The organism is Methylobacterium sp. EM32, assembly GCF_040593685.1.
In the GTDB taxonomy this organism is placed as follows: Bacteria; Pseudomonadota; Alphaproteobacteria; order Rhizobiales; family Beijerinckiaceae; genus Methylobacterium.
This window is the reverse complement of sequence record NZ_JBEXZS010000011.1, coordinates 1-21507: the sequence shown is the minus strand read 5'-3', so window position 1 is coordinate 21507 and position 21507 is coordinate 1. Positions and strand designations below refer to the sequence as shown.

At 71.6% G+C, this 21507-nt stretch carries 22 protein-coding genes; 6 read left to right on the top strand and 16 right to left on the bottom strand.

Going from position 1 to position 21507, the window contains the following annotated elements:
* Positions 1-98: 98 nt before the first annotated feature.
* From ABZT49_RS02590 to ABZT49_RS02580, 3 genes are all read right to left on the bottom strand, one after another.
* Entirely contained in the window at positions 99-1991 is a 1893-nt protein-coding gene (locus ABZT49_RS02590; RefSeq protein ID WP_355282628.1) for an autotransporter domain-containing protein, read from the bottom strand.
* A 165-nt stretch (positions 1992-2156) separates the two neighbouring features.
* A complete protein-coding gene (locus ABZT49_RS02585; RefSeq protein ID WP_355282625.1) occupies positions 2157-2909 on the bottom strand; it encodes an arginyltransferase in 753 nt (250 codons plus the stop codon).
* A 163-nt stretch (positions 2910-3072) separates the two neighbouring features.
* On the bottom strand, positions 3073-3600 hold the full coding sequence (locus ABZT49_RS02580; RefSeq protein WP_355282622.1) for an RDD family protein: 528 nt from the start codon (positions 3598-3600) through the stop codon (positions 3073-3075).
* Between the two features lie 304 nt (positions 3601-3904).
* Between ABZT49_RS02580 and ABZT49_RS02575 the strand changes: the two genes are divergently transcribed.
* Entirely contained in the window at positions 3905-4189 is a 285-nt protein-coding gene (locus tag ABZT49_RS02575) for a hypothetical protein (protein WP_355282619.1), read from the top strand.
* A 340-nt stretch (positions 4190-4529) separates the two neighbouring features.
* Positions 4530-5354 carry a transporter gene (locus ABZT49_RS02570; protein WP_355282660.1) on the top strand — a complete coding sequence of 275 codons (825 nt, stop codon included), beginning with the start codon at positions 4530-4532 and terminating at the stop codon, positions 5352-5354.
* 29 nt (positions 5355-5383) lie between these two features.
* Here ABZT49_RS02570 and ABZT49_RS02565 read toward each other — a convergent pair whose 3' ends face one another.
* Genes ABZT49_RS02565 through hemB form a run of 3 tightly spaced genes read right to left on the bottom strand, consistent with a single transcriptional unit; the run spans position 5384 to position 8132 of the window.
* Complete coding sequence (locus tag ABZT49_RS02565; protein ID WP_355282616.1) at positions 5384-6625, bottom strand: threonine ammonia-lyase; 1242 nt, start codon at positions 6623-6625, stop codon at positions 5384-5386.
* Positions 6626-6672: 47 nt separating this feature from the next.
* A complete protein-coding gene (locus ABZT49_RS02560; RefSeq protein WP_355282613.1) occupies positions 6673-7071 on the bottom strand; it encodes a hypothetical protein in 399 nt (132 codons plus the stop codon).
* An 11-nt stretch (positions 7072-7082) separates the two neighbouring features.
* Complete coding sequence (gene hemB / locus ABZT49_RS02555) at positions 7083-8132, bottom strand: porphobilinogen synthase (RefSeq protein ID WP_355282610.1); 1050 nt, start codon at positions 8130-8132, stop codon at positions 7083-7085.
* A 273-nt stretch (positions 8133-8405) separates the two neighbouring features.
* Between hemB and ABZT49_RS02550 the strand changes: the two genes are divergently transcribed.
* From ABZT49_RS02550 to ldtR, 3 genes are all read left to right on the top strand, one after another.
* Positions 8406-9458 carry an enoyl-CoA hydratase/isomerase family protein gene (locus tag ABZT49_RS02550; RefSeq protein ID WP_355282607.1) on the top strand — a complete coding sequence of 351 codons (1053 nt, stop codon included), beginning with the start codon at positions 8406-8408 and terminating at the stop codon, positions 9456-9458.
* Between the two features lie 3 nt (positions 9459-9461).
* Positions 9462-9923 carry a DUF6163 family protein gene (locus tag ABZT49_RS02545; RefSeq protein WP_355282605.1) on the top strand — a complete coding sequence of 154 codons (462 nt, stop codon included), beginning with the start codon at positions 9462-9464 and terminating at the stop codon, positions 9921-9923.
* Positions 9924-10097: 174 nt separating this feature from the next.
* Positions 10098-10613, top strand: a complete 516-nt coding sequence (gene ldtR / locus ABZT49_RS02540; protein ID WP_093570107.1) for a transcriptional regulator LdtR — start codon at positions 10098-10100, stop codon at positions 10611-10613.
* Between the two features lie 68 nt (positions 10614-10681).
* Here ldtR and ABZT49_RS02535 read toward each other — a convergent pair whose 3' ends face one another.
* From ABZT49_RS02535 to ABZT49_RS02490, 10 genes are all read right to left on the bottom strand, one after another.
* Positions 10682-11308, bottom strand: coding sequence for a LysE family translocator (locus tag ABZT49_RS02535; RefSeq protein ID WP_355282602.1), 627 nt, complete (start codon positions 11306-11308; stop codon positions 10682-10684).
* An 84-nt stretch (positions 11309-11392) separates the two neighbouring features.
* Entirely contained in the window at positions 11393-11650 is a 258-nt protein-coding gene (locus ABZT49_RS02530; RefSeq protein ID WP_093570108.1) for a DUF6894 family protein, read from the bottom strand.
* Between the two features lie 253 nt (positions 11651-11903).
* Entirely contained in the window at positions 11904-12389 is a 486-nt protein-coding gene (locus ABZT49_RS02525; RefSeq protein ID WP_093570131.1) for an ATP F0F1 synthase subunit B, read from the bottom strand.
* A 22-nt stretch (positions 12390-12411) separates the two neighbouring features.
* Positions 12412-12978 carry a F0F1 ATP synthase subunit B' gene (locus tag ABZT49_RS02520; RefSeq protein WP_355282599.1) on the bottom strand — a complete coding sequence of 189 codons (567 nt, stop codon included), beginning with the start codon at positions 12976-12978 and terminating at the stop codon, positions 12412-12414.
* A 299-nt stretch (positions 12979-13277) separates the two neighbouring features.
* Positions 13278-13505: a F0F1 ATP synthase subunit C gene (locus ABZT49_RS02515; protein WP_093570110.1), complete on the bottom strand. Its 228-nt coding sequence runs from the start codon at positions 13503-13505 to the stop codon at positions 13278-13280.
* A gap of 129 nt (positions 13506-13634) precedes the next feature.
* Positions 13635-14390: a F0F1 ATP synthase subunit A gene (locus tag ABZT49_RS02510; protein WP_093570111.1), complete on the bottom strand. Its 756-nt coding sequence runs from the start codon at positions 14388-14390 to the stop codon at positions 13635-13637.
* Between the two features lie 91 nt (positions 14391-14481).
* On the bottom strand, positions 14482-14859 hold the full coding sequence (locus tag ABZT49_RS02505; RefSeq protein WP_109973727.1) for an AtpZ/AtpI family protein: 378 nt from the start codon (positions 14857-14859) through the stop codon (positions 14482-14484).
* 157 nt (positions 14860-15016) lie between these two features.
* The gene (locus ABZT49_RS02500; protein ID WP_355282595.1) at positions 15017-18466 is read right to left on the bottom strand and encodes an AAA family ATPase; all 3450 of its coding nucleotides are present in this window, start codon (positions 18464-18466) and stop codon (positions 15017-15019) included.
* A gap of 437 nt (positions 18467-18903) precedes the next feature.
* Entirely contained in the window at positions 18904-19548 is a 645-nt protein-coding gene (locus ABZT49_RS02495; protein WP_355282592.1) for a thioredoxin domain-containing protein, read from the bottom strand.
* 205 nt (positions 19549-19753) lie between these two features.
* Positions 19754-20242 (bottom strand): DciA family protein, encoded by a 489-nt coding sequence (locus ABZT49_RS02490; RefSeq protein WP_355282589.1) that lies wholly within the window; start codon positions 20240-20242, stop codon positions 19754-19756.
* 174 nt (positions 20243-20416) lie between these two features.
* Here ABZT49_RS02490 and mutY point away from each other — a divergent pair.
* The coding region (mutY, locus tag ABZT49_RS02485) for an A/G-specific adenine glycosylase (RefSeq protein WP_355282586.1) at positions 20417-21507 on the top strand (1091 nt) is incomplete at its 3' end.

Below are 21507 nucleotides of genomic sequence, written 5' to 3'. Positions count from 1 at the left end.
CGGTCCGCCGCGTCCGGGTTCACCGGGGCGCGATCGCATCCCGGCCCCGGGCAGCGTCGATCGGTGGGGCGGATGCCCGTCACCGGGATCGGGACGGTCTAAAACCGCATGGTGAGTCCGCCATTCACCGCATACCCGTCCCCACCCGTCCGGGCGAAGGTGGTACCCCCGGTCAAGGTCAGGCTCACCCCCGGCGTCACGTCGGCGGACAGCCCCGCCTCGACGAGGCCGTAGGTGCCGCGCGTCCCGCGACCCAGTGGGGTCAGGATCGGCAGGAGCGGGGTCGAGGTGAAGGAGGTCACCAGCGTGCGGCCGCCGTCCAAAAATTCGTGCTCGGCGGTGACGTTGACGAAGGCCCGCACCGGCAGGCCGACGAGGCTGAAGGGCGCGGCGCGCAGCTGCAGGCCGGCGCGGCCGACGAGCGACTCGAGCCCGGTGGCGCCGACGGCCTGCGTCAGCACCGGGTCGCCCCGCTCGGTATAAGCGCCGACCCGGGTGGTGGCGTAAGTGAGGCCGACGATCGGCCCGAGGCGCACCGGCCCGACGATATCGAACAGGTAGCCCGCCTTCGCCGCCACCGCGACGCTGTCGCCACCGGTCGCGCCGTTCAGCGGGTCGATCACGCCGGGCCGGGTCACGGAATAGTCGTGGCGGCCATAGGCCAGGACCGCGTCGGCGAACAGGTTGGTTCCGGTGAACGAGCCGTAGGCGGCGAAGCCGTAGCTGTCGACGTCGATCGTGCCGACGCCGCCGCGGAGGTTCGCGTGCGGGTTGGCGTAGTTGAAGGCGACGCCGAAGCGCACGCCCGGGGTGGGCGTCGCCTCGATCCCGATCGTGCCGCTCGGGCTGTCGTAGTCGTAGCCGGTGGCAAAGCCCCGGGTCGCCCGGCTGCCGCCGGCGTAGCCGCCCTGGCCCCACACGATCAGCGGGCTCGGCGTGGCGCCGAGCGGCGCGACGCCGGTGGTGCTCAGGGCGCCCGTCGCCTCGCCGGGCAGGGGGGCGAAGAGCCGGTAGGCGTCGAGGCGCTGGAGCAGGGCGCCGGCGAAGCTCGTCGTGCCGATCTGGCCGAGCTCGGCCTGGGCGGCGATGCCGTTCGGCGCCGCGAGCGCGTTCGCCATGTAGCGCGACAGGACGAGGTAGCCGCCCTCGGTCAGGTGCACCCCGTCGAGGGACAGGAAGGTGTTCTGCACCGCCTTCGGGGCGGTGGCGCAGGCGGCGACGAGGGCGCAGGGCGTGCTGGTGTTCGCGAATCCGTAGCGGCCCGGTTCGGCGATGATGCGCTGGAAGATCTGGCCGTTGTCGAGGAGGACAATCCGGGTGCCGGCGGCCGCATAGGGCGCGAGGCCGGCCTGCAGCCCGTCGAAGTAGGAGCGGGCGAACAGGTCGCCCGAGGCGGCGTTGCCCGAGGCGGCCACCCGCGGGAGGCCATTGAGCGTGGTGAAGCCGTTGAACACGATCGTGCCGGCGCCCGCGCCGACGAGCTGGCCGACGCTGCCGACGGCATTCGCCGCCGAGGCCCGGCCGAGGAGCGGAGCCTGGGCCGGGGTGAGGCCGGCGAGCGTCGCCGCGATGCCGTCATTGCCGCCGATGTTGATCGCCACGAGGTTGCCGGGGCCGAGGCGCTGCCCGCTCGCCAGGAACGCCGCCACCTCCTGCGTCAGGCCCGGCAGCAGGCTTGAGCCGACATTGCCGGTGCCGGTCTGGGCGCCGCCGACGGCGTAGTTGGTCACGGCGGAATCGGGCAGGCCGTAGATCGCCTGCAGGCCGTCGACGAAGTTGGCGCCATTGGAGTAGCGGCCGTTCACGTAGGGAAAGCCGAGGGGTCGGCCGGTGAGGCGCACGACGTTGCCGGTATCGGCGTAGCTGTCGCCGAAGACCGTGAGCCCGGTCACCCCCTGCGCGGCCGCACCTTGCGCACTCGCCAGAGCCGTGCCGGCGAGGAGCAAAGCCGCCATGCCCGCCCGCCGCAGGCGTCCGAAACCCGTTGTCATGTCGCTTCCCCCGAGCCCCTGCGGCGTCGCCGCGCCGCTTTTGGGCCACAATGGGGCAGGCCGGGACCGGTCCGGTCAAGCTTGCGACGAACGGGTTACGATGCCGAAAAGATGACGCGGCCGGCCTGTGGCCCGGCCGCGACACTCTTTCGGGGCTGGGCCGCGTCAGGCTTCCTCCACCCGGGCCCAGCCGTTCGGCATCAGCCGCTCCTGGGGGGTGAACTTTGCCTTGTATTGCATCTTGCGCGAGCCCTCGACCCAATAGCCCAGGTAGAGGTAGGGCAGGCCGAGGCTGCGGGCGCGCTCGATGTGGTCAAGGATCATGAAGGTGCCGAGCGAGCGCTCGGCCTCCACTGGATCGTAGAAGGAATAGACCATCGACAGCCCGTCGGAGAGCACGTCGGTGAGGCAGACGGCGACCGGCGCACCGGTGCCGCGGCCGTTGATCGCCGTGTCGGGCCCGCGCTTGCGGTAGACCACGAGGTGGGTCTCGACGTGGCTGTCCTCGACCATCATGGCGTAGTCGAGCACCGTCATGTCGACCATGCCGCCGTCGCCGTGGCGCGCGTCGAGGTAGCGGCGAAACAGCGCGTACTGCTCCGAGGCCGGGCGATTGGCCTGGGCCTGGCCGACGAGGTCGCGGTTGCGCTTCAGCACCCGGCGCTGACTGTCGCTAGGCGAGAAGTCGTCGACCACCACCCGCACCGAGATGCAGGCGCGGCAGGTCTCGCAGGCCGGCCGGTAGGCGATGGTCTGCGAGCGGCGAAAGCCGCCCTGGGTCAGGATCTCGTTGAGGTCGCGGGCGCGCCGGCCGACGAGATGCGTGAAGACCTTCCGCTCCTGCTGCCCGGGCAGGTAGGGGCACGGCGAGGGCGCCGTGAGGTAGAACTGCGGTGCGTCCCGCGGATGGCTGGTCACGCTTCGGTGTTCTCGCAGGCAGGGACCGGCGCGGCGCCGGGAAGAGCAGGATAGCACCGGCGCGGCCTGCCTCAACAGGGGCAGGCCGCGCCGACGAAGAATCCTGACAATTAAGCGCGACGGGGGCCGAAGGTTGCAGCTCTAGGGTGCGCTCTCGCGCCCCTCACGCCTCGTGGACGACCGCGAGGTCGAGGACGAGGTCGTGGCCCATGCGCCGGTCGGCCCGCAGCACGCCGATGCCGATATCGAGCACCCAGAGCAGGAAGGTCGACAGCGCGACGTAGAACAGCAACGCGTGCACGCCTGCGGTGATCCAGTCGATCGGCCCGCCGGTGGTCGCCCGCACCGCCCGCAGGCCCATCATCCGCATGCCCAGCGTGCTCTGGCGCGGACCGCCGACGGTGATCGCGCTGTAGAGGATGCCGCTCGCCGGCAGGATCGCGTAGAGCGCCCAGCCGACCCCGAAGGTGATGACCCCGAGAAGCGAGATCGCCAGCCACAAGAGGCAGCTGAAGCCGAAGATGAACAGGATGTCGAGCAGGTAGGCGATGAAGCGCCGCGACAGCGAGCCGTGCGCCACCAGCACTGGCGGCCCGGCCCAGCCCGGTCCGCCCGGGGGGATCGTGCCCTGCTGGTAGGGATTGCCCTGATACGGCCCACCATAGGGTCCGCCTTGCCAGGAATTTGCCATCGCGTCCGTCTCCGCCTGTTCGCCCGCCCGGATAAGGTGGGCGCGGGCGCGCTCCGGCTCAAGGGTGTCGTCGTTGCGACAGCTCGCATCGGTCAGTCTCGCATCTGCGTCATCCCGGATCGGATCGAGATCCGGATCGGCACGTGCCGCTACGCACATTGCTGTAGAGTTTGCGGGATTAATCTGTGATATACTTGATGTGCGCGTGCGCACATCAATCATTTTCATAGTATTTCAGGCTCTCGATATGGAAACAGGCCGGCTCCTCCGAGCAGGAACCGGGCCCCGGATCGAGGATGGATCGATGACGACACGCGCAGTCACCACCCTGATCGCCGCCACCCTGGCCCTGCCGCTTCTCGCGGGCGCGGCCCAGGCCGATGGCGGCGGGGGCGGACGAATGCCGGCGGGCGGCGCGCATATGAGCAGCTACGTCCATCACCCCTATCACGACCCGCGCTCCACCCATTCGCAGGCGCACGGCACCGGACAGCTGCTCGGCGCGCCGATGATGGCCGATCCGGCGACGCGCCTTCTCCCGCGCGGCGCCGGCGTGCCGGCCTGGGCGGTCCAGCCGGGGCGGCGCTGACCCGCCGCGTCCCGGCGGCGCCGGATGGGAGCCGCCGGGCGTCTCGTCACGACAATCAGGCCGCAAGCGCGACAGCCGAGACATGGGGAGAAGCGCGTTGGGGAAGACGTGTCCGAAGTCCTTCCGCTCGAAGTCTTGGTATTCGAAGTTTTGGCATTCGACATCGTCTTATCGAGAATCTCGGCAATGGGTACGGGACGAGGGCCGGAGTGTCGCTCTCGCTGACGTGCTGCGGAGGGACGGCAGCCGCGCTGTCCGCGCGGCGGCCCACAGGGGTGAGCCGGCCGGTGCGAAGTTCCGCTTCCCGCTCCGGCGGGCGCTCGTCGCCGCCGGCCTCGCTTTGGGACTATCCGGCCCGGCCGAGGCCGGCTCCGCCGCCCAGCCCGGGCAGTCGGTCGGGCTGCCGGTCGGTGCGCAGATCCCGCACGGCCTCTACTGGATCACCGCCACGAATTTCGGCGTCCGCCAGACCAGCCCGGGGGTGACGCCGCTCAACGTCAACACGACGACGCTCGCCTGGGCGACGCCGTGGGACATCGCCGGCGGCCGGCTGCAGCTCTTCGCCGGCCTGCCCTACTCGGCGGTCGGTCCGCAGGACAGCGCTTGGCAGAGCGGCGTCGGCCAGCCGCTGCTCGCCGCCCAGCTCGCCTGGGATCTCGGCGGCGACGTCGGCTTCAGCTACCTGCTCGGCGGCTATTTACCCAGCAGGACCGGCTTCACGACGCAGACCTCGTCGCTGACGCACCGCTTCGCGCTCAGCTACGTCGGCAACGACTGGAACGTGACCGCGCACCTGTTCTACGGCCACTTCCTCGGCGACCGGCCGCCCCCGGGCGTCGCGACCTATCCCGACTACATGAACCTCGACCTGACGGCGACCCGCAACTTCGGCAAGTGGCAGCTCGGCGCGGTCGCCTTCGGCTCGACCGATCTGCCGACGGGCGTCGCCCGCTATCGCTCGCAGGGGCAGGTCGCGGTCGGCGGGCTGGTCGGGTACAATTTCGGCCCGGTGAACCTCCAGGCCTTCGTCACCCGCGACGTGATCGAGCGCAATTACGGCGGCCGCGACACGCGGGCCTGGCTGCGGGCGATCGTGCCCCTGTACCAGGACAAGCAGGAGGCCGCGCCGGACCGTACGCTGCTGACGCGGGAGCAGACGCGGTGATCATGGCCCTCCGACGAGGCGCGCCGGGGTCAGCTCCCGGCCGCCGCATTCCCGTGCGGCCCGATCCGCCGCGGCTCCAATCCCTCACGGCTCAGCGTGTCGAGGATCTCGGCGGTGTGGCCGGGTCCGCGCGTCTCGATCGTCACGTCGATCGAGACGCTTTTCGCCGGCACGTCGAGGTGGAGCCGGCCGTGCGAGACCTCCAGGATGTTGGCGCCCAGCTCTCCCAGCCGCCCGGCCACCCGGCCGAGCACGCCGGGCCGGTCGCTCGCGGTCATCCGGAACGAGATGATGCGGTCCTCGCGCTCCAGTTCGCGCACCATCACCGAGGCGAGCAGCCGCGCGTCGATGTTGCCGCCGCAGAGCACCAGGCCCACGGTGCGGCCGGAAAACAGGTCGGGCCGGGCCAGCAGGGCCGCGAGGCCGGCGGCGCCGGCGCCCTCGGCGAGGCTGCGTTGGAGCGTAGCGTAGTCGTGCACCGCCCGCTCGATCTGCGGCTCGTCGACAAGGATGATCTCGCGCACGAGGTCGCGGATGATCGGCAGGGTCAGGCGGCCGACGGTCTTGACGGCGATGCCCTCGGCCAGCGTCGGGCCGCCGATCGGCCGCTCCTGCCCGTCGATGGCGTTGAGGAAGGAGGGGTAGAGCGCGGCCTCGACCCCATAGAGCGCCACCCGCGGCCGCAGGCTCGCCCCGATCGCGATGCCGCTCATCAGCCCGCCGCCGCCGATCGGCACGACCAGGCAGTCGAGGTCGGGCGCGTCCTCCAGCATCTCGAGGGCGATGGTGCCCTGGCCGGCCATCACCAGGGGATCGTCGTAGGGGTGGACCAGCACGAAGCCGTGCGCCTCGACCAGCCGGTCGACCGCCGCCGCCGACTCGACCAGGGTCTCGCCCTCCAGGACAACCGTGGCGCCGTGGGCGCGGGTGTTCTCGACCTTCACCAGCGGGGTCGTCGCCGGCATCACGATGGTGGCCGGGATGCCGAGGCGCCGCGCGTGGTAGGCCACCGCCTGGGCGTGGTTGCCGGCCGACATCGCCACCACGCCGCGGCGGCGCTCGGAGGCCGAGAGGGCGCTCAGTCGGTTGACCGCGCCGCGCTCCTTGAAGGCGCCGGTCGCCTGCATGTTCTCGTGCTTGACGAGGACCCGCGCCCCGGTCAGCTCCGACAGGCGCGGCGCCGGCACTAGCGGCGTGCGCAGCACGTGGCCGCGGATGGTGTGGGCGGCCCGGACGACGTCGTCCGGGGTGATGGCGTAGGGCTGGCTCAAGCGCGACTCTCCGGGCGCCCTCACTGTAGAGCCCGCGCGGGGCCGCGTCAGCCCGCCCCCGGCTCGGCGAGCGCCGCGTCCGGCGTGTCGAGGTAGTAGTGCTTGAGCAGGTAGAGCGCCGCGCCGCCGACCGGGCCGCGGTCGCTCGTCAGGCCTGAGAGGTCGGTGCGGCTCATCCCGGAGAACTCGCAGACCGCGTAGCGCGGCAGCGGGCTGCGGCCCTCGCGCTCCTGCGAGAAGTCGATGCGGATGCTGCGCTCCTGCGGCCCGGCGGCCTCGCGCAACACCGCCACGCGGGCGCCCGCCGGCACCAGGGTCGGCAGGGCGCGCCGGCAGATCCGGGCCTGCTCGGCATCGGGCGTGCCCGCGCAGGCGCCGAGGCCCAGGAGAGCAAGGCCCGGGAGGGCGGCGAGGCCCGCGAACCTCGCCCGTCGTCTCAGGTTCACCCTTGCCGCATTCACCCTTGCCGCAGCCGCTCGGCGACCCGCGGGGCGAAGTAGGTGAAGACGCCGTCGGCCCCGGCGCGCTTGAAGGCGGCGAGGCTCTCCATCATGGCGCGCTCGCCGTCGAGCCAGCCGTTCTGGGCCGCCGCCGCGATCATCGCGTACTCGCCGGAGACCTGGTAGGCGAAGGTGGGGACGGAAAAGTTCTCCTTCACCCGACGGATCACGTCGAGATACGGCATGCCCGGCTTCACCATCACCGAATCGGCGCCCTCGTCGAGGTCGAGGGCGACCTCGCGCAGGGCCTCGTCGGTGTTGCCGGCATCCATCTGGTAGGTGAGCTTGTCGCCGACCAGCGTGGCGTTGGTGCCGATCGCGTCGCGGAACGGACCGTAGAAGGCGCTGGCGTACTTCGCCGCGTAGGTCATGATCTGCACGTCGCGGTGGCCGGCCCGGTCGAGCCCGGCCCGGATCGCGCCGACCCGCCCGTCCATCATGTCCGAGGGGGCGATGACGTCGGTGCCGGCCTCGGCCTGGATCAGGCTCTGCTCGACGAGGAGCGCCACCGTCTCGTCGTTGACGATCACCCCGTCCTCCAGGAGGCCGTCATGGCCGTGGCTGGTATAGGGATCGAGGGCGACGTCGGTGATGACGCCGATCTCCGGCACCGCCTTCTTCACCGCCCGCACGGCGCGGCAGACCAGGTTGTTGCGGTTCAATGCCTCGGAGCCCGTTGCGTCGCGCAGGGACGGCTCGACGAAGGGGAAGAACGAGATCGCCGGGATGCGCAAGGATGCGGCGCGCTCGGCCGCCCGCACCGCCTCGTCGACGGTCAGGCGCTCGACACCCGGCATCGAGGCGACCGGCACGCGCCGGTTCTCGCCCTCGATCAGGAAGATCGGCCAGATCAGGTCGTCGACCGTCAGCGTGGTCTCGCGCACCAGGCGGCGCGACCACTCGGCCTTGCGGTTGCGCCGCGGGCGCTGGGTGAGCCCGAGGGAGGCCGGCTCGGTCCGGGCGGCTTCCCGGGCCAGCGGCCGGGGCATCGGCTGGATCTGCGACATCCGGGATCGGGCCTCCTCGCGGCCCGCCTTCGCGCCGGGCCTGTTATCATCGAATTCGTCCAATCCGGAGGTAGCACAAACCGGGCGGCGCCAGAACCCGGGCGGAGGTGCATGGCAGGGTTTCGCGTCGCCTCGTACCGTTGACGCGGCGGCTCGCGCCCGGTTAACCGCCATTAAGTGTCTCCCACGAAACTCCCGCGGCTCCGACGTCGCTACAGCCAGCGACGACGGTGATCGGGAGGGTCGTGAGTGCACGAACCGGGAGGGTGCATCATGAGCGACGCGGGCGTGACGGCGGACGGCGCGGTTCTGTGCGAGCGGCGGGGTGCCGCCGGACTCATCACCCTCAACCGGCCGAAGGCCCTCAACGCCCTCACCCTCGAGATGGTGCGCGCCATGCGCGCCGCCCTCGATGCCTGGGCGGCGGACCCTGCCGTGACCCGTGTGGTGGTGCAGGGCGCCGGCGAGCGCGCCTTCTGCGCCGGCGGCGACATCCGCCGCATCCACGAGGAGGGGAGCGCCGGGAAATTCGAGGAAGCCCAGACCTTCTTCCGCGAGGAATACGAACTCAACGCCCTGATCCAGCGCTATCCGAAGCCCTACATCGCGCTGATCGACGGGATCGTGATGGGCGGCGGCGTCGGCGTGTCGCTGCACGGCTCGCACCGGGTCGCGGCGGAGCGCACGGCCTTCGCCATGCCCGAGACCGGCATCGGATTCTTTCCGGATGTCGGCGCCACCTACGCCCTGCCGCGGCTGCCTGGCTTCGTCGGCACCTATCTCGCGCTCACCGGCGAGCGGATCGGCCAGGGCGATGTGCTGGCCTTCGGGCTCGGCACCCATGCCGCACCCGCCGCGCGCTTCGACGCGATCCGCGACGCGCTGAGCGAGGGCGGCCCGGTCGAGCAGGCGATCGGCCACCACGACGCGCCGGCCCCCGGCCCGCTCCATGCCGAGCGGGCGCTGATCGAAACCTGCTTCTCGGCCGACAGCGTGCCTGAGGTGCTGGCGCGGCTCGACGCCGCCGGGTCCGACTTCGCGCAAAAATCCGCCGCGACGATCCGCACCCGCTCGCCGACCAGCCTCGTCCTGGCGCTCGCCCAGATGCGCCGCGGCGCCTCCCTGGCCTTCCCGGAGGCGATGCAGCTCGAATACCGCATCCTGTGCCGGATCCTGCGCGGGCACGACTTCTACGAGGGCGTGCGCTCGGTCTTGATCGACCGCGACGGGAAGCCGGACTGGCGGCCCACCACCCTGGAGGCGGTGCGGCTCGATGACATCGAGGCCCATTTCGCGCCGATGCCCGGCGAGCCGAGCTTCACTTAGGCCATGCGCAGCTTGAGCAAGGTCCGGGGCGGTCCCCGGCGGTCGGGGCTCGAGGAGACGGCCGACCGCATCGAGCGCCGGGCGCCGCGGCCCGAGACGCGCTGGGACGTGGTGCTGGTCTGGCTGATGCGGGTCGTGGCGGTGGTCTGGATGGTCAAGGGCCTGAGCGCCTGGGCCGAGATCCTGGGCGCCCGCCCCAACGCCGCGCCGTTCGAGACCGCGCCGATCGGCCGGCAGGCGGTGATCGTCTATTTCGGGGTCATCAACCTGCTGGCGGCGGTGGGCCTGTGGCTCGCCACCGCCTGGGGCGGGGTGGTCTGGCTGCTCGCCGCCACCTCGGCGATCGTGCTCGCCCTGCTCACCCCGCAGCTGCTGCCGATGTCGATTCCGAGCCTCGCCTTCGACAGCATGATCATCCTGGTCTACTTCACGGTCTCCTGGCTGGCCTCACGCGAACTACGCTGATCCTCAACCTTTCTCGAAAGTGAACGATTAGGTTCATCTTCGGTTTACCGACAGAGGTAAATCGAGAATTTATCCTGTCGTTTAAACTCACATTCACGGGGCGCGCCTAATTTGAACTCATAAGCGGAGCGGGACGACACCGCCGAGCACCCCCGGACAGAGTGAGGCGTTCCGATGAAGACCCAGGCGACGAAGGTGGCGCAGACGATCTCCGCTCCCGAGACCGAGACCGCGGTGCGCCCCCACTACCTCGAGGCCCTCCACCTGGTGGAGCGCCTGCACCGCCGCCTCCTCGACGTGATCAAGGACGAGTTCGAGCGCCGCGGCCGCGAGGACGTCAACAGCGTCCAGGCGCTGCTGCTCTACAACATCGGCGACAAGGAGCTGACCGCGAGCGAGCTGCGCACCCGCGGCTACTATCTCGGCTCGAACGTCTCGTACAACGTCAAGAAGCTGGTCGAGACCGGCTACCTGCACCACGCCCGCTCGAAGACCGACCGTCGCTCGGTGCGCATCAGCCTCACCGACAAGGGCCGCGAGGTGCACGAGATCGTCCGCGGGCTCTACGACAAGCACGCCAAGACGATCCAGCCGATCGGCGGCATCTCCGAGGACGATTTCGGCCGCCTCAACACGGCGCTGGCCCGGCTCGAGCGCTTCTGGACCGACCAGATCCGCTACCGGCTGTGAGCCATCGCCGGTACCGGCCCGATCGCATCGGGCCGGGAAATCCGGCGCTTCGGCCAAGGAAGCCAGGATTACCGTTCTTGCAGGGCCAGCCGGATGCCGAGCCCCAGATAGATCGCGCCGATGACCCGGCCCTGCCAGCGACCGATGCGGCGGTGACGCGCGAGCCAGTCGGCGACGCGTCCGGCGGCAAACGCGATCAGCACCGTATAGACGGCGCTCATGACGACGAAGACGAGCCCGAGCACGACGAGCTGAACAGCGACGGATCCCTGCTCGGGATGGACGAATTGCGGCAGGAAAGCGAGGAAGAAGAGCGCCGTCTTGGGATTCAGCACCTCGGCCAGCACCGCCTGCCGGAAGGCGAGCCGAGCATCGACCAGCCGAGCGGAGCCGAGACGGAGATCTCCGCTGCGCTCGAACAGCGCGCGAAAACCGAGATAGATCAGGTAGGCGGCGCCGGCATATTTCACGAGGCTGAATGCCAGGGCCGAGGTCATCAGCACCGCGGACAAGCCGATCGTTGCCATCGCCGTGTGCAGGAGATCGCCTGCCGCGATCCCCAGACCAGTCGCGATTCCGACGCGCCGACCGCCGACAGAGGCGCGGGCCAGCACGAGTAGCACGGCGGGGCCGGGAATGAGGAAGAGGCCGAGCACCACGGCGGTGTAGGTCAGGAGCGTGTCGAGATCGGGCATCGCCGGTCCTCTTGGGCTTCGTGACATGTCAGGCGCGGTGGCGATCCTCGGACGATACGCCTCAAGCAGCCCGCGGAACAATGTTCAATTCAGCAGCGCCCGGCTGCGGTTCTCCCGGGCCCGCACGGTCGTCATCGGCAGGCGGAAGACGGGGCGCTGGTGCTGGTCCTCGACACGGAAGGCGCTGCGCCTCCAGTCGCAGGCGACCTCGCGATCGTCGAGCAGGCCCGCCGCGAGCTTCGCCGCCACTTCCAGCGCATCGGCCGCGCTTCGCAGCTCGACTCCCTCGGGGTCGATGATCAGGCGTCGACCTGATTGGAAATGGAAATAGTAGACGGTCATCACGGGCTCGGCGGCGATTCGTTCGCTTCTATGCCACAGAAAATGGCGGCCGGCGATCCTCTTGTGACAAACATGTAAAACCCGCGCATCTTCAGCGCCGCCGGGAAGCAAGATTGCCGTTATATCTCGAATTAATTCCTGGGACCGCACCTGAAAACTTTGCGGCATGACGAAAATGGGCTTTCGCTTTCGCCCAATAAGAAAGCCGCCCGAAGGCGGCTCTCAGGTCGTGTTGCCGGATTGTCGCAGGGAATCAGGCCCGCAGGCGGGTCCGCACCTCGCCGAGGCTGCGGCGGACCAGATCCTGGGCGGCGTCGCCGCTGACCTTCTCCCGCAGGATCGTCTCGGAGACCCGCACGGCGGCTTCCGCCGCGGCGGCCCGCACCTCGGCGGCGGCCTGGGCCTCGGCCTGGGCGATCTTGGTCTCCGCCGCCTTGGTGCGGCGGGCGACGAACTCGTTCAGGCGGGCATGACCCTCGGCGGCGGCGGCCTCGGCCTCCGCACGGGCATTGGCGACGATCTCGGCGGCCTCGCGCTCGGCGTCCGAGCGGCGGCGCTTGTAATCCGCCAGGACGGCCTCGGCCTCCTCGCGCAGGCGGCGGGCCTCCTCGAGCTCCTTGCGCACGCGGGCGCCGCGCTTGTCGAGCCCGCCGATGATCTGGTCGAACACGCCCGCTTTCCAGGCGATGCCGCAGAACACCACGAAGGCGACCGCGACCCAGAATTCCGCATCGAACAGCATGTCGTTGATCTCCTGCGGCTCAGTGCACGGTCTCGGCGGTGCGGTCGTAGGCCGCCTCGACGGCGGCGCGGTCCGGCGCCTGGCCGGTCAGGCGCTCGACGATCGCGGTCGCGGCGTCGGCGGCCACCTCGCGCACGCTGCCCATCGCGGTCGCGGTGCGGGTGCGGATCTGGGTCTCGGCCTCGGCGAGCTTCACCGCCAGGTCGGCCTCGAGGGACTTGCGGCGCGTCTCGGCCTCGGCGGCGAGCTGCTCGCGGGTGGTCTGGGCGATGCCCTTGGCCTTGGACTGGGCGTCCTTGAGGGCGCGCTCGTAGGTGTCGCGGGCGCCGTCGGCCTCGGACTTGGCGCGGGCGGCCTGGTCGAGGTCGCCGGAGAGCCGGGTCTGCCGGTCGTGCAGGATGCCGGCGATCTGCGGCAGCGCGATCTTCGACATCAGGTAGTAGAGCAGGCCGAAGGCGAGCGCGAGCCAGAGGATCTGCGCGACGAAGGTGCTGCTCTCGAACGGCGGAAAGCCGCCGCCATGCTCGGAGGCCGGCTCGTGAATCAGCCCCTCCTTCAGGGGGGCGGGTGCATGTGGCTGCGCCATGGTGTCGTCCGGGTGTGGGGGAGACGAAGCGCTCCCGCCGAGCGCTCGGCCGGGCCGGCCGTCTAGAGCATTTTCCGACGAAGTGGATACCGGTTCGTCGAAGAAAATGCGGCAAAACCAGAAGCCTAGAGAGCTTCGCGATTGCAACGCGATCGTGACGCTCTCTGGCCACCGCGCCTCAGCAGGAGCGGCGGCTGCACGAAGTGGTATCAGGTGCCCCTAACGCACGCGCACCGGAGCCTCGTGTGAAGCCCGGTGCGCGGGGTGGACCACCTCTTGTCAGGCAATCCTCGCCGAAATCAGACGGCGAACAGCAGCAGCAGCGCGACGAGCAGCGAGAAGATGCCCAGCGCCTCGGTCAGCGCGAAGCCGAGGAGCAGGTTCGGGCGCTGGCTGTCGGCCGCGGAGGGGTTGCGCAGGGCGCCGGCGAAGAACTGGCCGAACAGGTTGCCGAGGCCCACGGCGGCGCCCGCCATGCCGAGGCAGGCGAGGCCGGCGCCGATGTACTTCGCAGCAACGGGATCCATCTGATGCTCCTAAGGTCGTCTAGTCGTCTGGCGGGTGGTATCCGGCCGCGACACGGCGAACCGGGGTGGGAAGCTCTGGGAGTCTGATCGCGGGCGGAGGCTTGGGGGCCGTGTGACGGCCCCGCCGCCTTAGTGGCCCGGATGCAGGGCGTCGCTGAGGTAGATCGAGGTCAGCGTCGCGAAGACGTAGGCCTGCAGCACCGCGACCAGCATCTCGAGGGCCGTGACGGCGACCGAGAGGGCGAGGGGCAGGGGAGAGAGGATGCCCCAGACGCCGGCGGCGAGGAGGGCCGGGACGAAGCCCGCGAAGATCTTCAGCGCGATGTGGCCCGCCAGCACGTTGGCGAAGAGACGGACCGAGAGGCTGATCGGCCGGGAGATGAACGACACGACCTCGATCATCACGATCAGCGGCTTGAGCCAGCCGGGCACGCCGGGGGGCACGAACAGGCCGAGGAAGTGGGTGCCGTGGGCCATGAAGCCGTAGATCACCACGGTGAGGATCACCACCAGCGCCAGCATGAAGGTGACGATGATGTGGCTGGTCACCGCGAAGGCGTAGGGGATCATCCCGAACAGGTTCAGCAGCAGCACGAACATGAACAGGGAGAACACCAGCGGCACGAAGCGCTCGCTGCCGTGGCCGGCCGACTGGTGCACCGTCTGGCCGATGAACTCGTAGAACACCTCGGCCAGGGACTGCGCCCGGCCCGGCACCACCGCGCGGCTCTTCGTGGCCCAGATCGTCAGGAGCGCGATGAGCCCCACGGCCAGGAACATGTACAGCGCCGACTGGGTGAAGGCGATGTTCTGGTGGCCGATATGCCCGAACGAAACCAGCGGCTTCAGCTCGAACTGGTGGATCGGATCCATCTTGACGGCCATGCCGGTCCCGCCCCCTCGTGTGTCGCTGCCGCGGGTTTCTCCCGCCGCGCTGCCAATCCGTGCAGGCGGATGCACGGCATCCACCGGATGATCAAGACCCTGGCGGGCCTTTCTTCGTGTCCGCGGCCGGAAAAAATCCGGAAACGCGCATCACGTTGTAGATTCCGGCCGCGAAGCCCAGGACGAGCAGGACGATCAGGCCCCAGGGCTTGGTGCCCAGGAGACGATCGAAGCCCCAGCCGAGTAGGCCGCCCGCCAGGACGCCGGCCACGAATTCCGTGGACAGCCGCATGGCGATGCCGAGGGACGAGGGCTGGCCGCTGCCTTGACGCGCAGAAAGATCGGGAGACGCCGCGGGGCGCTTCCGGTCGATCTGCATCTCGAGACGCTTGAGCCTCGCGGAGAGGTCGTCGTCGGGGGAGGAGCCCTCACCGGTGCCGTCCTTCCCCCGCGGGTCGTTGCCGCTCATGGCGAAACCTCGCGCGTGAAGGATGAGGAGATCCGGTCCGGCTACCCCCGTCGAGCGGGCGCACCATAGTTTCGCCCACCTTGGGTGTCAAGGCACCCCGAATAGGCGTTAAGTCATTGGACTTTCGACGGATTCCGCACCGCACGCGGGTGCGCCGTCAAACCGTCTCGGCCAGCCGCTCCGCGGTCGCGAGATCGACCGAGACGAGCTGCGACACCCCCCGCTCGGCCATGGTCACGCCGAACAGCCGGTCCATCCGCGCCATGGTGATCGGGTTGTGGGTGATGACGAGGAAGCGGGTGTCGGTGTCGCGCGCCATCGCGGCGAGCAGGTCGCAGTAGCGCTCGACATTGGCGTCGTCGAGGGGGGCGTCGACCTCGTCGAGGACGCAGACCGGCGACGGGTTGGTCAGGAACACCGCGAAGATCAGGGCGGTGGCGGTGAGCGCCTGCTCGCCGCCCGACAGGAGCGTCATGGTCTGTGGCTTCTTGCCCGGGGGACGGGCCAGGATGTCGAGGCCCGCCTCCAGCGGGTCGTCGGAATCGACCAGGGTCAGCTCGGCGGTGCCGCCGCCGAACAGGGTCGTGAACAGCCGCTCGAAATGCCCGTTCACCGCCGTGAAGGCGGCGAGCAGCCGCTCGCGCCCCTCGCGGTTGAGGCTCTGGATCGCGCCGCGCAGGCGCCGGATCGCCTCGATCAGCTCGTCGCGCTCGCGGCCCAACTCGTCGCGCCGCCCTTCCGTCTCGCGCAGCTCCTCTTCGGCCCGCAGGTTCACGGCGCCGAGCCGGTCGCGGTCGGCCCGCAAGGCCGCGGCCTTCGCCTCGACGGCGCCACCCTCCGGCAGGGGATCGCCGGGCGTGACGTCGGCGAGACCATAGAGGCCCTCCGGCGTGGTCTCCAGGCCATCGGCGATGGCGCGGACCACCTCGGCGAGGCGCCGCGTCAAGGCCTCGTGGGCGGCCGTCGCCGCGGCCCGGGTCTCGCGGGCCGAGGCGAAGGCATCGAGGGCATTCCGCGCCCGGGCCTCGGCCTCGGCCAGGATCCGTTCCCCCGCATTCAGGCGCTCGCCGGCCTGCGCGCGGGCGGCGTCCGCGGCCTCCGTCGCGGCGGTCAGGCGGCGGCGTTCCTCCGCGAAGCTCTCGGGCGCCTCGGCGAGCTCAGCCTGCTCCTCCTCCGCCGCCGCGAGGCGGTCCTCGAACTCCTCCAGCACGGCGTCGGCCCGCTCGGCCCGCTCCTGCCAGCGCGCCCGGTCGGCGGCCAGCGCCGCGCGGCGGGCGGCGGCCTCTTCGGCGGCGCGGGTCAGCGACAGGCGGGCGGCCCGGGCCTCGGCGGCGGACAGCCGCCGCGCCTCGGCGAGGGCGCGGGCCTCGTCGAGGCGGGCGGCGAGATCTTCCGGTTCGTCGAGGGCACTCAGTGCCTCCTCGGCGGCCTCGATCCGGGCGGCGGCCTCCTCCGCGTCGAGGGCGAGGCGCGCCTCGCCCTCGGCGAGGGCGGTCCGGCGGGCGACGGCCTCGGCCTCCCGGCGCTCGGCCTGGGCCAGATTCTCGCGGGCGCCATCGAGGGTGCGGCGGGCGAGGCGGACGCCCTCGACGGCGCGGATTTCGGCCTCCGCCGCGGCCTCCGCCTGGGCCTGGAGCGCGTCGTGGGCCTCCCGTGCGGCCTCCGCCCGCTCCCGGGCCTCGGCCGCGGCCTCGCTCAACGATTCGAGCCGGTTGCGTTCGGACAGCCGCCGCGCCGCCGGCCGCGGCGCTTCCGCCGCCGCGGTGAGGCCGTCCCAGCGATGGAGGTCGCCCCGCCGCGTGACGAGGCGCTGGCCCGGATGCAGGCGCTCGCGCAACGCCGCCGCCTCCGTCGGCTCCACCACGCCGACCTGCCGCAGGCGGCGGGCGAGGGCCGCCGGGCCGGCGACCCGCTCGGCGAGCGGGCTGGCGCCGGCCGGCAGGGCCGGATCGGTGCCGGGATCGGGCGGCATCGCCCAGTGGGTCGGGGCCTGCGGGTCGAGGGCGGCCTCCAGGTCGTCGCCGAGCGCCGCCGCCAGGGCCGCCTCGTAGCCCGGCTCGACCGTGAGCGCGTCGAGGACCGGCGGAAAGTGGGACTCCGCGCCCGGCGCCACCAGGCGGGCGAGGGTACGGGCCTCGGTGTCGAGCCGCGCCGCCTCGCGCTCCGCCGCCGCCAGGACCGGCCGGCCCCGCGCCTCGGCCTCGCGCGCCTCGGCCACCGCGTCGCGGGCGGCGGCCGCCGCCGCCTCGGCGTCCTCGGCCACCTCCCTTGCCTCGTCGTAGGCCCCGCGCAAGGCGGCGAGCCTTTCCGCCCCGGCCTCTCCCGCCGCCGCGGCCTCGCGGGCGAGGCGGGCCTGCTCGCCGGCGAGCCGCGCCGCCCGGGCGCGCTCGTCGGCGGCGGCGCGGATCAGGGCGCCGCGCCGCGCCGCGTGCTCGGCCTGGGCGCCCTGCGCAGCGGCGAGCGCTCCTTCCGCGAGGGCGAGGTCTCGCTCCGCGGCGGCCTCCCGCGCGGCGGCCTCCTCGCGCGCGGTCCTCCCGTCCTCGGCCGCGTCCAGGGCCGCCGCCTCGCCGTCCAGGCGCGCCAGGGTCGTGCGCGCGTCGTCCCGGGAGGCGGCCTCGCGGGCGAGGTCGCGGCGCAAGTCGGCGATCCTCCGTCCGAGATCGCGCAGGCGCTCGGCGCTGCGGCGCTCCTGCGCCTCGAGCTGCGCCCCCGCCAGCATCAGGCGCTGCACCTCGGCCGAAGCGGCGCCCTCCGCCTCGCGCAGGCGCGGCAAGGCAGCGGCGGCGATCCCCTGCGCGGTCGCCGACTCTTCCTGCTCGGCTTGCGCGCGGCTCAAGCGGTCGAGGGCCTGGGCCAGGGCTGCCTCCGACGCCAGAACCTCGCGGCGGGCATTCGTGTGTCCGATCAGCAGGAGCAACGCCTCGTGCCGGCGGATCTCCGCGGCGATGGCGCGGTAGCGCTGGGCCGAGCGGGCCTGGCGGCGCAGCGACTCGACGCCGGCGGTGATCGCCGTCAGCACGTCCTCGACGCGCGACAGGTTGTCCTCCGCCGCCCGCAGGCGCAGCTCCGCCTCGTGCCGGCGGGCGTGCAGGCCGCCGATGCCGGCGGCATCCTCCAGGATGCGCCGGCGCGCCTGGGGCTTCGCGGCAATCAGCTCGGCCACCTGGCCCTGGCGCACCATGGCGGGGGAGCGCGCACCGGTCGCCGCATCGGCGAACATCAGCTGGACGTCGCGGGCCCGGACCTCGCGGCCGTTGACCCGGTAGGTCGAGCCGGCGCCCCGGTCGATGCGGCGCGAGACCTCCAGCAGGTCGGCGGCGTTGAAGGCGGCGGGCGCGGTACGGGCGCCGTTGTCGAGGGTGAGGGTGACCTCGGCGTGGCTGCGCCCGGACCGCCCGCCGGAGCCCGAGAAGATCACGTCGTCCATGCCGGACGCCCGCATGCTCTTGTGCGAGCTCTCCCCCATCACCCAGCGCAGGGCCTCGACGAGGTTCGACTTGCCGCAGCCGTTCGGCCCGATCACCCCGGTCAGGCCGGGCTCGATCAGGAACTCGCTTGGCTCGACGAAGGTCTTGAAGCCGACGATGCGCAGGCGCGTGAATTTCATGGGGGACGCGGTGCGCGGGGGCTGTGGTGCGGGTCTCTCCTCTCCCTGCGGGCAGCAGGGCTGACCGGGGAGAAAGAATGGCTCGGTTTTTCCTTCCCCCACGGACCTCGGGCTTGCCCGAGTTCCGCATTTACGTGCCCAAGTCGGGCATGCCCGACTTGGGACGGGGGAGGGTGGCCCCTGCGTCAGCGGGGGGCGGGAGAGGGGACGCCGCTTCCGAAGAGGTCGCGCACTCGATGAAGGGCGCCACATCCGGCACCGTCGCGCTGCCCCTCTCCCGGCCTACGCACGAGTGCTTCGCACTCGCCGTAGGGCACCCTCCCCCGCAGAGGGGGGAGGGGAAAACCTGCGCTCTTTCGTTTCCCCGACAGCTCTGCGACTGCGGAGAGAGGACAAGCCTGCGCCTTACTTGGAGCCGCCTGATATAAGGAAGCGCGTTACGCCCCCACGATCGGCTTGATCACCTTCTCCATGCCGTCGATCGTCATCTCGCCCTGGTACTTCTGTCCGTTGATGAAGAAGGTCGGCGTGGCGTTGACCTTGAAGGTGGTCATCGCCTTCTCCTTCACGGCGTTGACGCCGTCGTAGAGCTTCTGGTCCTTGAGGGTGGCCTCGAACTTCTCCTTCGAGAAACCGGCCTGGCGCATCATCTGCTCCAGGGCGTCGAGGGGCTTCGGGACGAAGGCCCAGTTCGCCTGCTGGTCGAACAGCATGTCGGTGATCGGGTAGTAGCGCGCCGCGTTGTCGGAGCGGGCCAGCATGAAGGCCGCGGTGGCGAGCGGGTCGAGGGGGAACTCGCGCAGGGTGAAGCGGACCTTGCCGGTGTCGATCCAGCGCTCCTTGAGCGTCGGCCAGGTCGTCTTGTGGAAGGCGGCGCAGTGCGAGCAGGTCATCGAGGCGTATTCGATGATGGTGCAGCGAGCGTTGTCCGGCCCGAGCCAGACGTCGCCGAGCGGGCCGGGCTGCATCAGGCCGTCGATCACCGGGCCCTGAGCAAGGGCGGAGAGCGGCAGGGCCGGCGCGAGCAGAGCCGCGCCGAGGGCCGAGCCGGTGAGTGTCAGGGCCTCGCGACGGGTGAGCATGGCAGGCGTCCTCGTGGGCGGTTGCGGGAGGGTCCGCGGTTCGAGTGCGGTAGAATCCCGGCCGCCTCGTGGCAAGCCGCCGAGGCATCAACAGCCCGCGACGCTTCTGTCGTTGGTGCCGCCGCGTGCCGCGGCGGCGTCCGGCACAGGGGTGCCGGCGCCCGGTCGGGCTTGCGGCGGGCTGCACGCCCGCCGACGATGCGGATCAGCGCGAGCGCTGCGCGCCCAATACCGCGAGGCCGAGGCGGTCGAGGGCGTCGCGGAGCGCCGCCTCGCTCACGGTCGAGACCGCGAGCGCCACTTCGCCGCGGCGCACCGGGTCGAGGGGCGGGGGGGCGGCCTTCCGCCGATGCGCCTGGGCGACCCGATCCTGGCGCAGGCGGATCTTGCCGACGCAGGCCCAGCCGTAATGGCGGTTGATGCGCTCGATCACCAGAGGCACGAGGTGCTGGAGCTCGAGGGCGAAGGCGCCCTCGACCCGCACCGTCAGGGTGCCGGGCTCCGGCCGCTGCTCGCGCGACGCCCCGCGCCGGCGCGACCATTCGAGCTTCTCCGGCTGGCAGGCCCGGGCGAGTCGCTCGCCGACGATCTCGGACCAGGAGGCCAGGATGTCGGTCGAGGCGAAGCCCTGCGCCGCGAAGACGGGGCCGAGGGACCGCTCGATCAGCTCGCTCAGGGGTTTGGGCCGCGCCATGCCCGTCCGTCCTCGATCAGGGTCGCCGCGTCCGGCGTGATGCCTCGACAGCTAGAGCCTTCGTGTAAGGGAACACTTAACCCTCGGGCCCGCCCCGTCGAGAGCCGTGCGCGGCGGCGGCGATCGCCGAAATCCCGCTCCCGCCGCGGCGGAAAACCCGCTAAGGCGGGCCGCATGGTAGCGCCCGCCGCGTCGCACTCAAGGCCGGAAGCCGCCGACCTCCTGGTCTGGTACGACCGCCATCGCCGCGCGCTGCCCTGGCGCGCGCTGCCCGGCGTCGCGCCCGACCCGTACCGGGTCTGGCTGTCCGAGATCATGCTGCAGCAGACAACCGTCGCTGCGGTCAAACCCTATTTCGCCCGCTTTCTGGAGCGCTTCCCGACCGTCGAGGCCCTGGCGGCGGCGCCGGAAGACGCCGTGATGGGGGCATGGGCGGGCTTGGGCTACTATTCCCGCGCCCGCAACCTGCATGCCTGCGCGAAGGCGGTGGCGGAAGCCGGCGGCTTTCCCGACACGGTCGAGGGCCTGCGCAAGCTGCCCGGCATTGGCGCCTACACGGCGGGCGCCATCGCGGCGATCGCCTTCGACCGGCCGGCGGCGGCGGTGGACGGCAATGTCGAGCGGGTGGTGTCGCGGCTCTACGCGATCGAGACCCCGATCCCGGCTGCGCGGCCCGAGATCCGCCGCCTCGCGGAAGAGATGGTGCCGCAAGAGCGCCCGGGCGACTTCGCGCAGGCGGTGATGGATCTCGGCGCCACGCTCTGCACCCCGAAGCGGCCGGCCTGCGCGCTCTGCCCCTGGATGCGGCCCTGCCGCGCCCGGGCCGAGGGGCTGCAGGAGACGTTTCCGCGCAAGGTGAAGAAGGTGGCCGGGGCGCTCCGCCGCGGCGCCGCCTTCGTGGTCCTGCGGGCCGGCGACGACGCGGTGCTGCTGCGCACCCGGCCGCCGGAGGGCCTGCTCGGCGCCATGGCCGAGCCGCCGACGAGCGAATGGCGCGCCGATTACGACCCGGCGCAGGCGCTCCTCGACGCGCCGCTCGACGCGCGCTGGAAGCGGCTGCCCGGCCTCGTGCGCCACGTCTTCACGCATTTCCCGCTCGAACTGACGGTCTTCCTCGCCCGGGTCGCCGCCGGGACCCCGGCGCCCGACGGCATGCGCTTCACGCCGCGCGCCGGCCTCGACGCCGAGCCGCTGCCGGGCGCGATGAAGAAGGTGCTGGCCCACGCCCTGGAGCAGAAGCTCGCCGCCCCCCCGCCCGCGCCGGT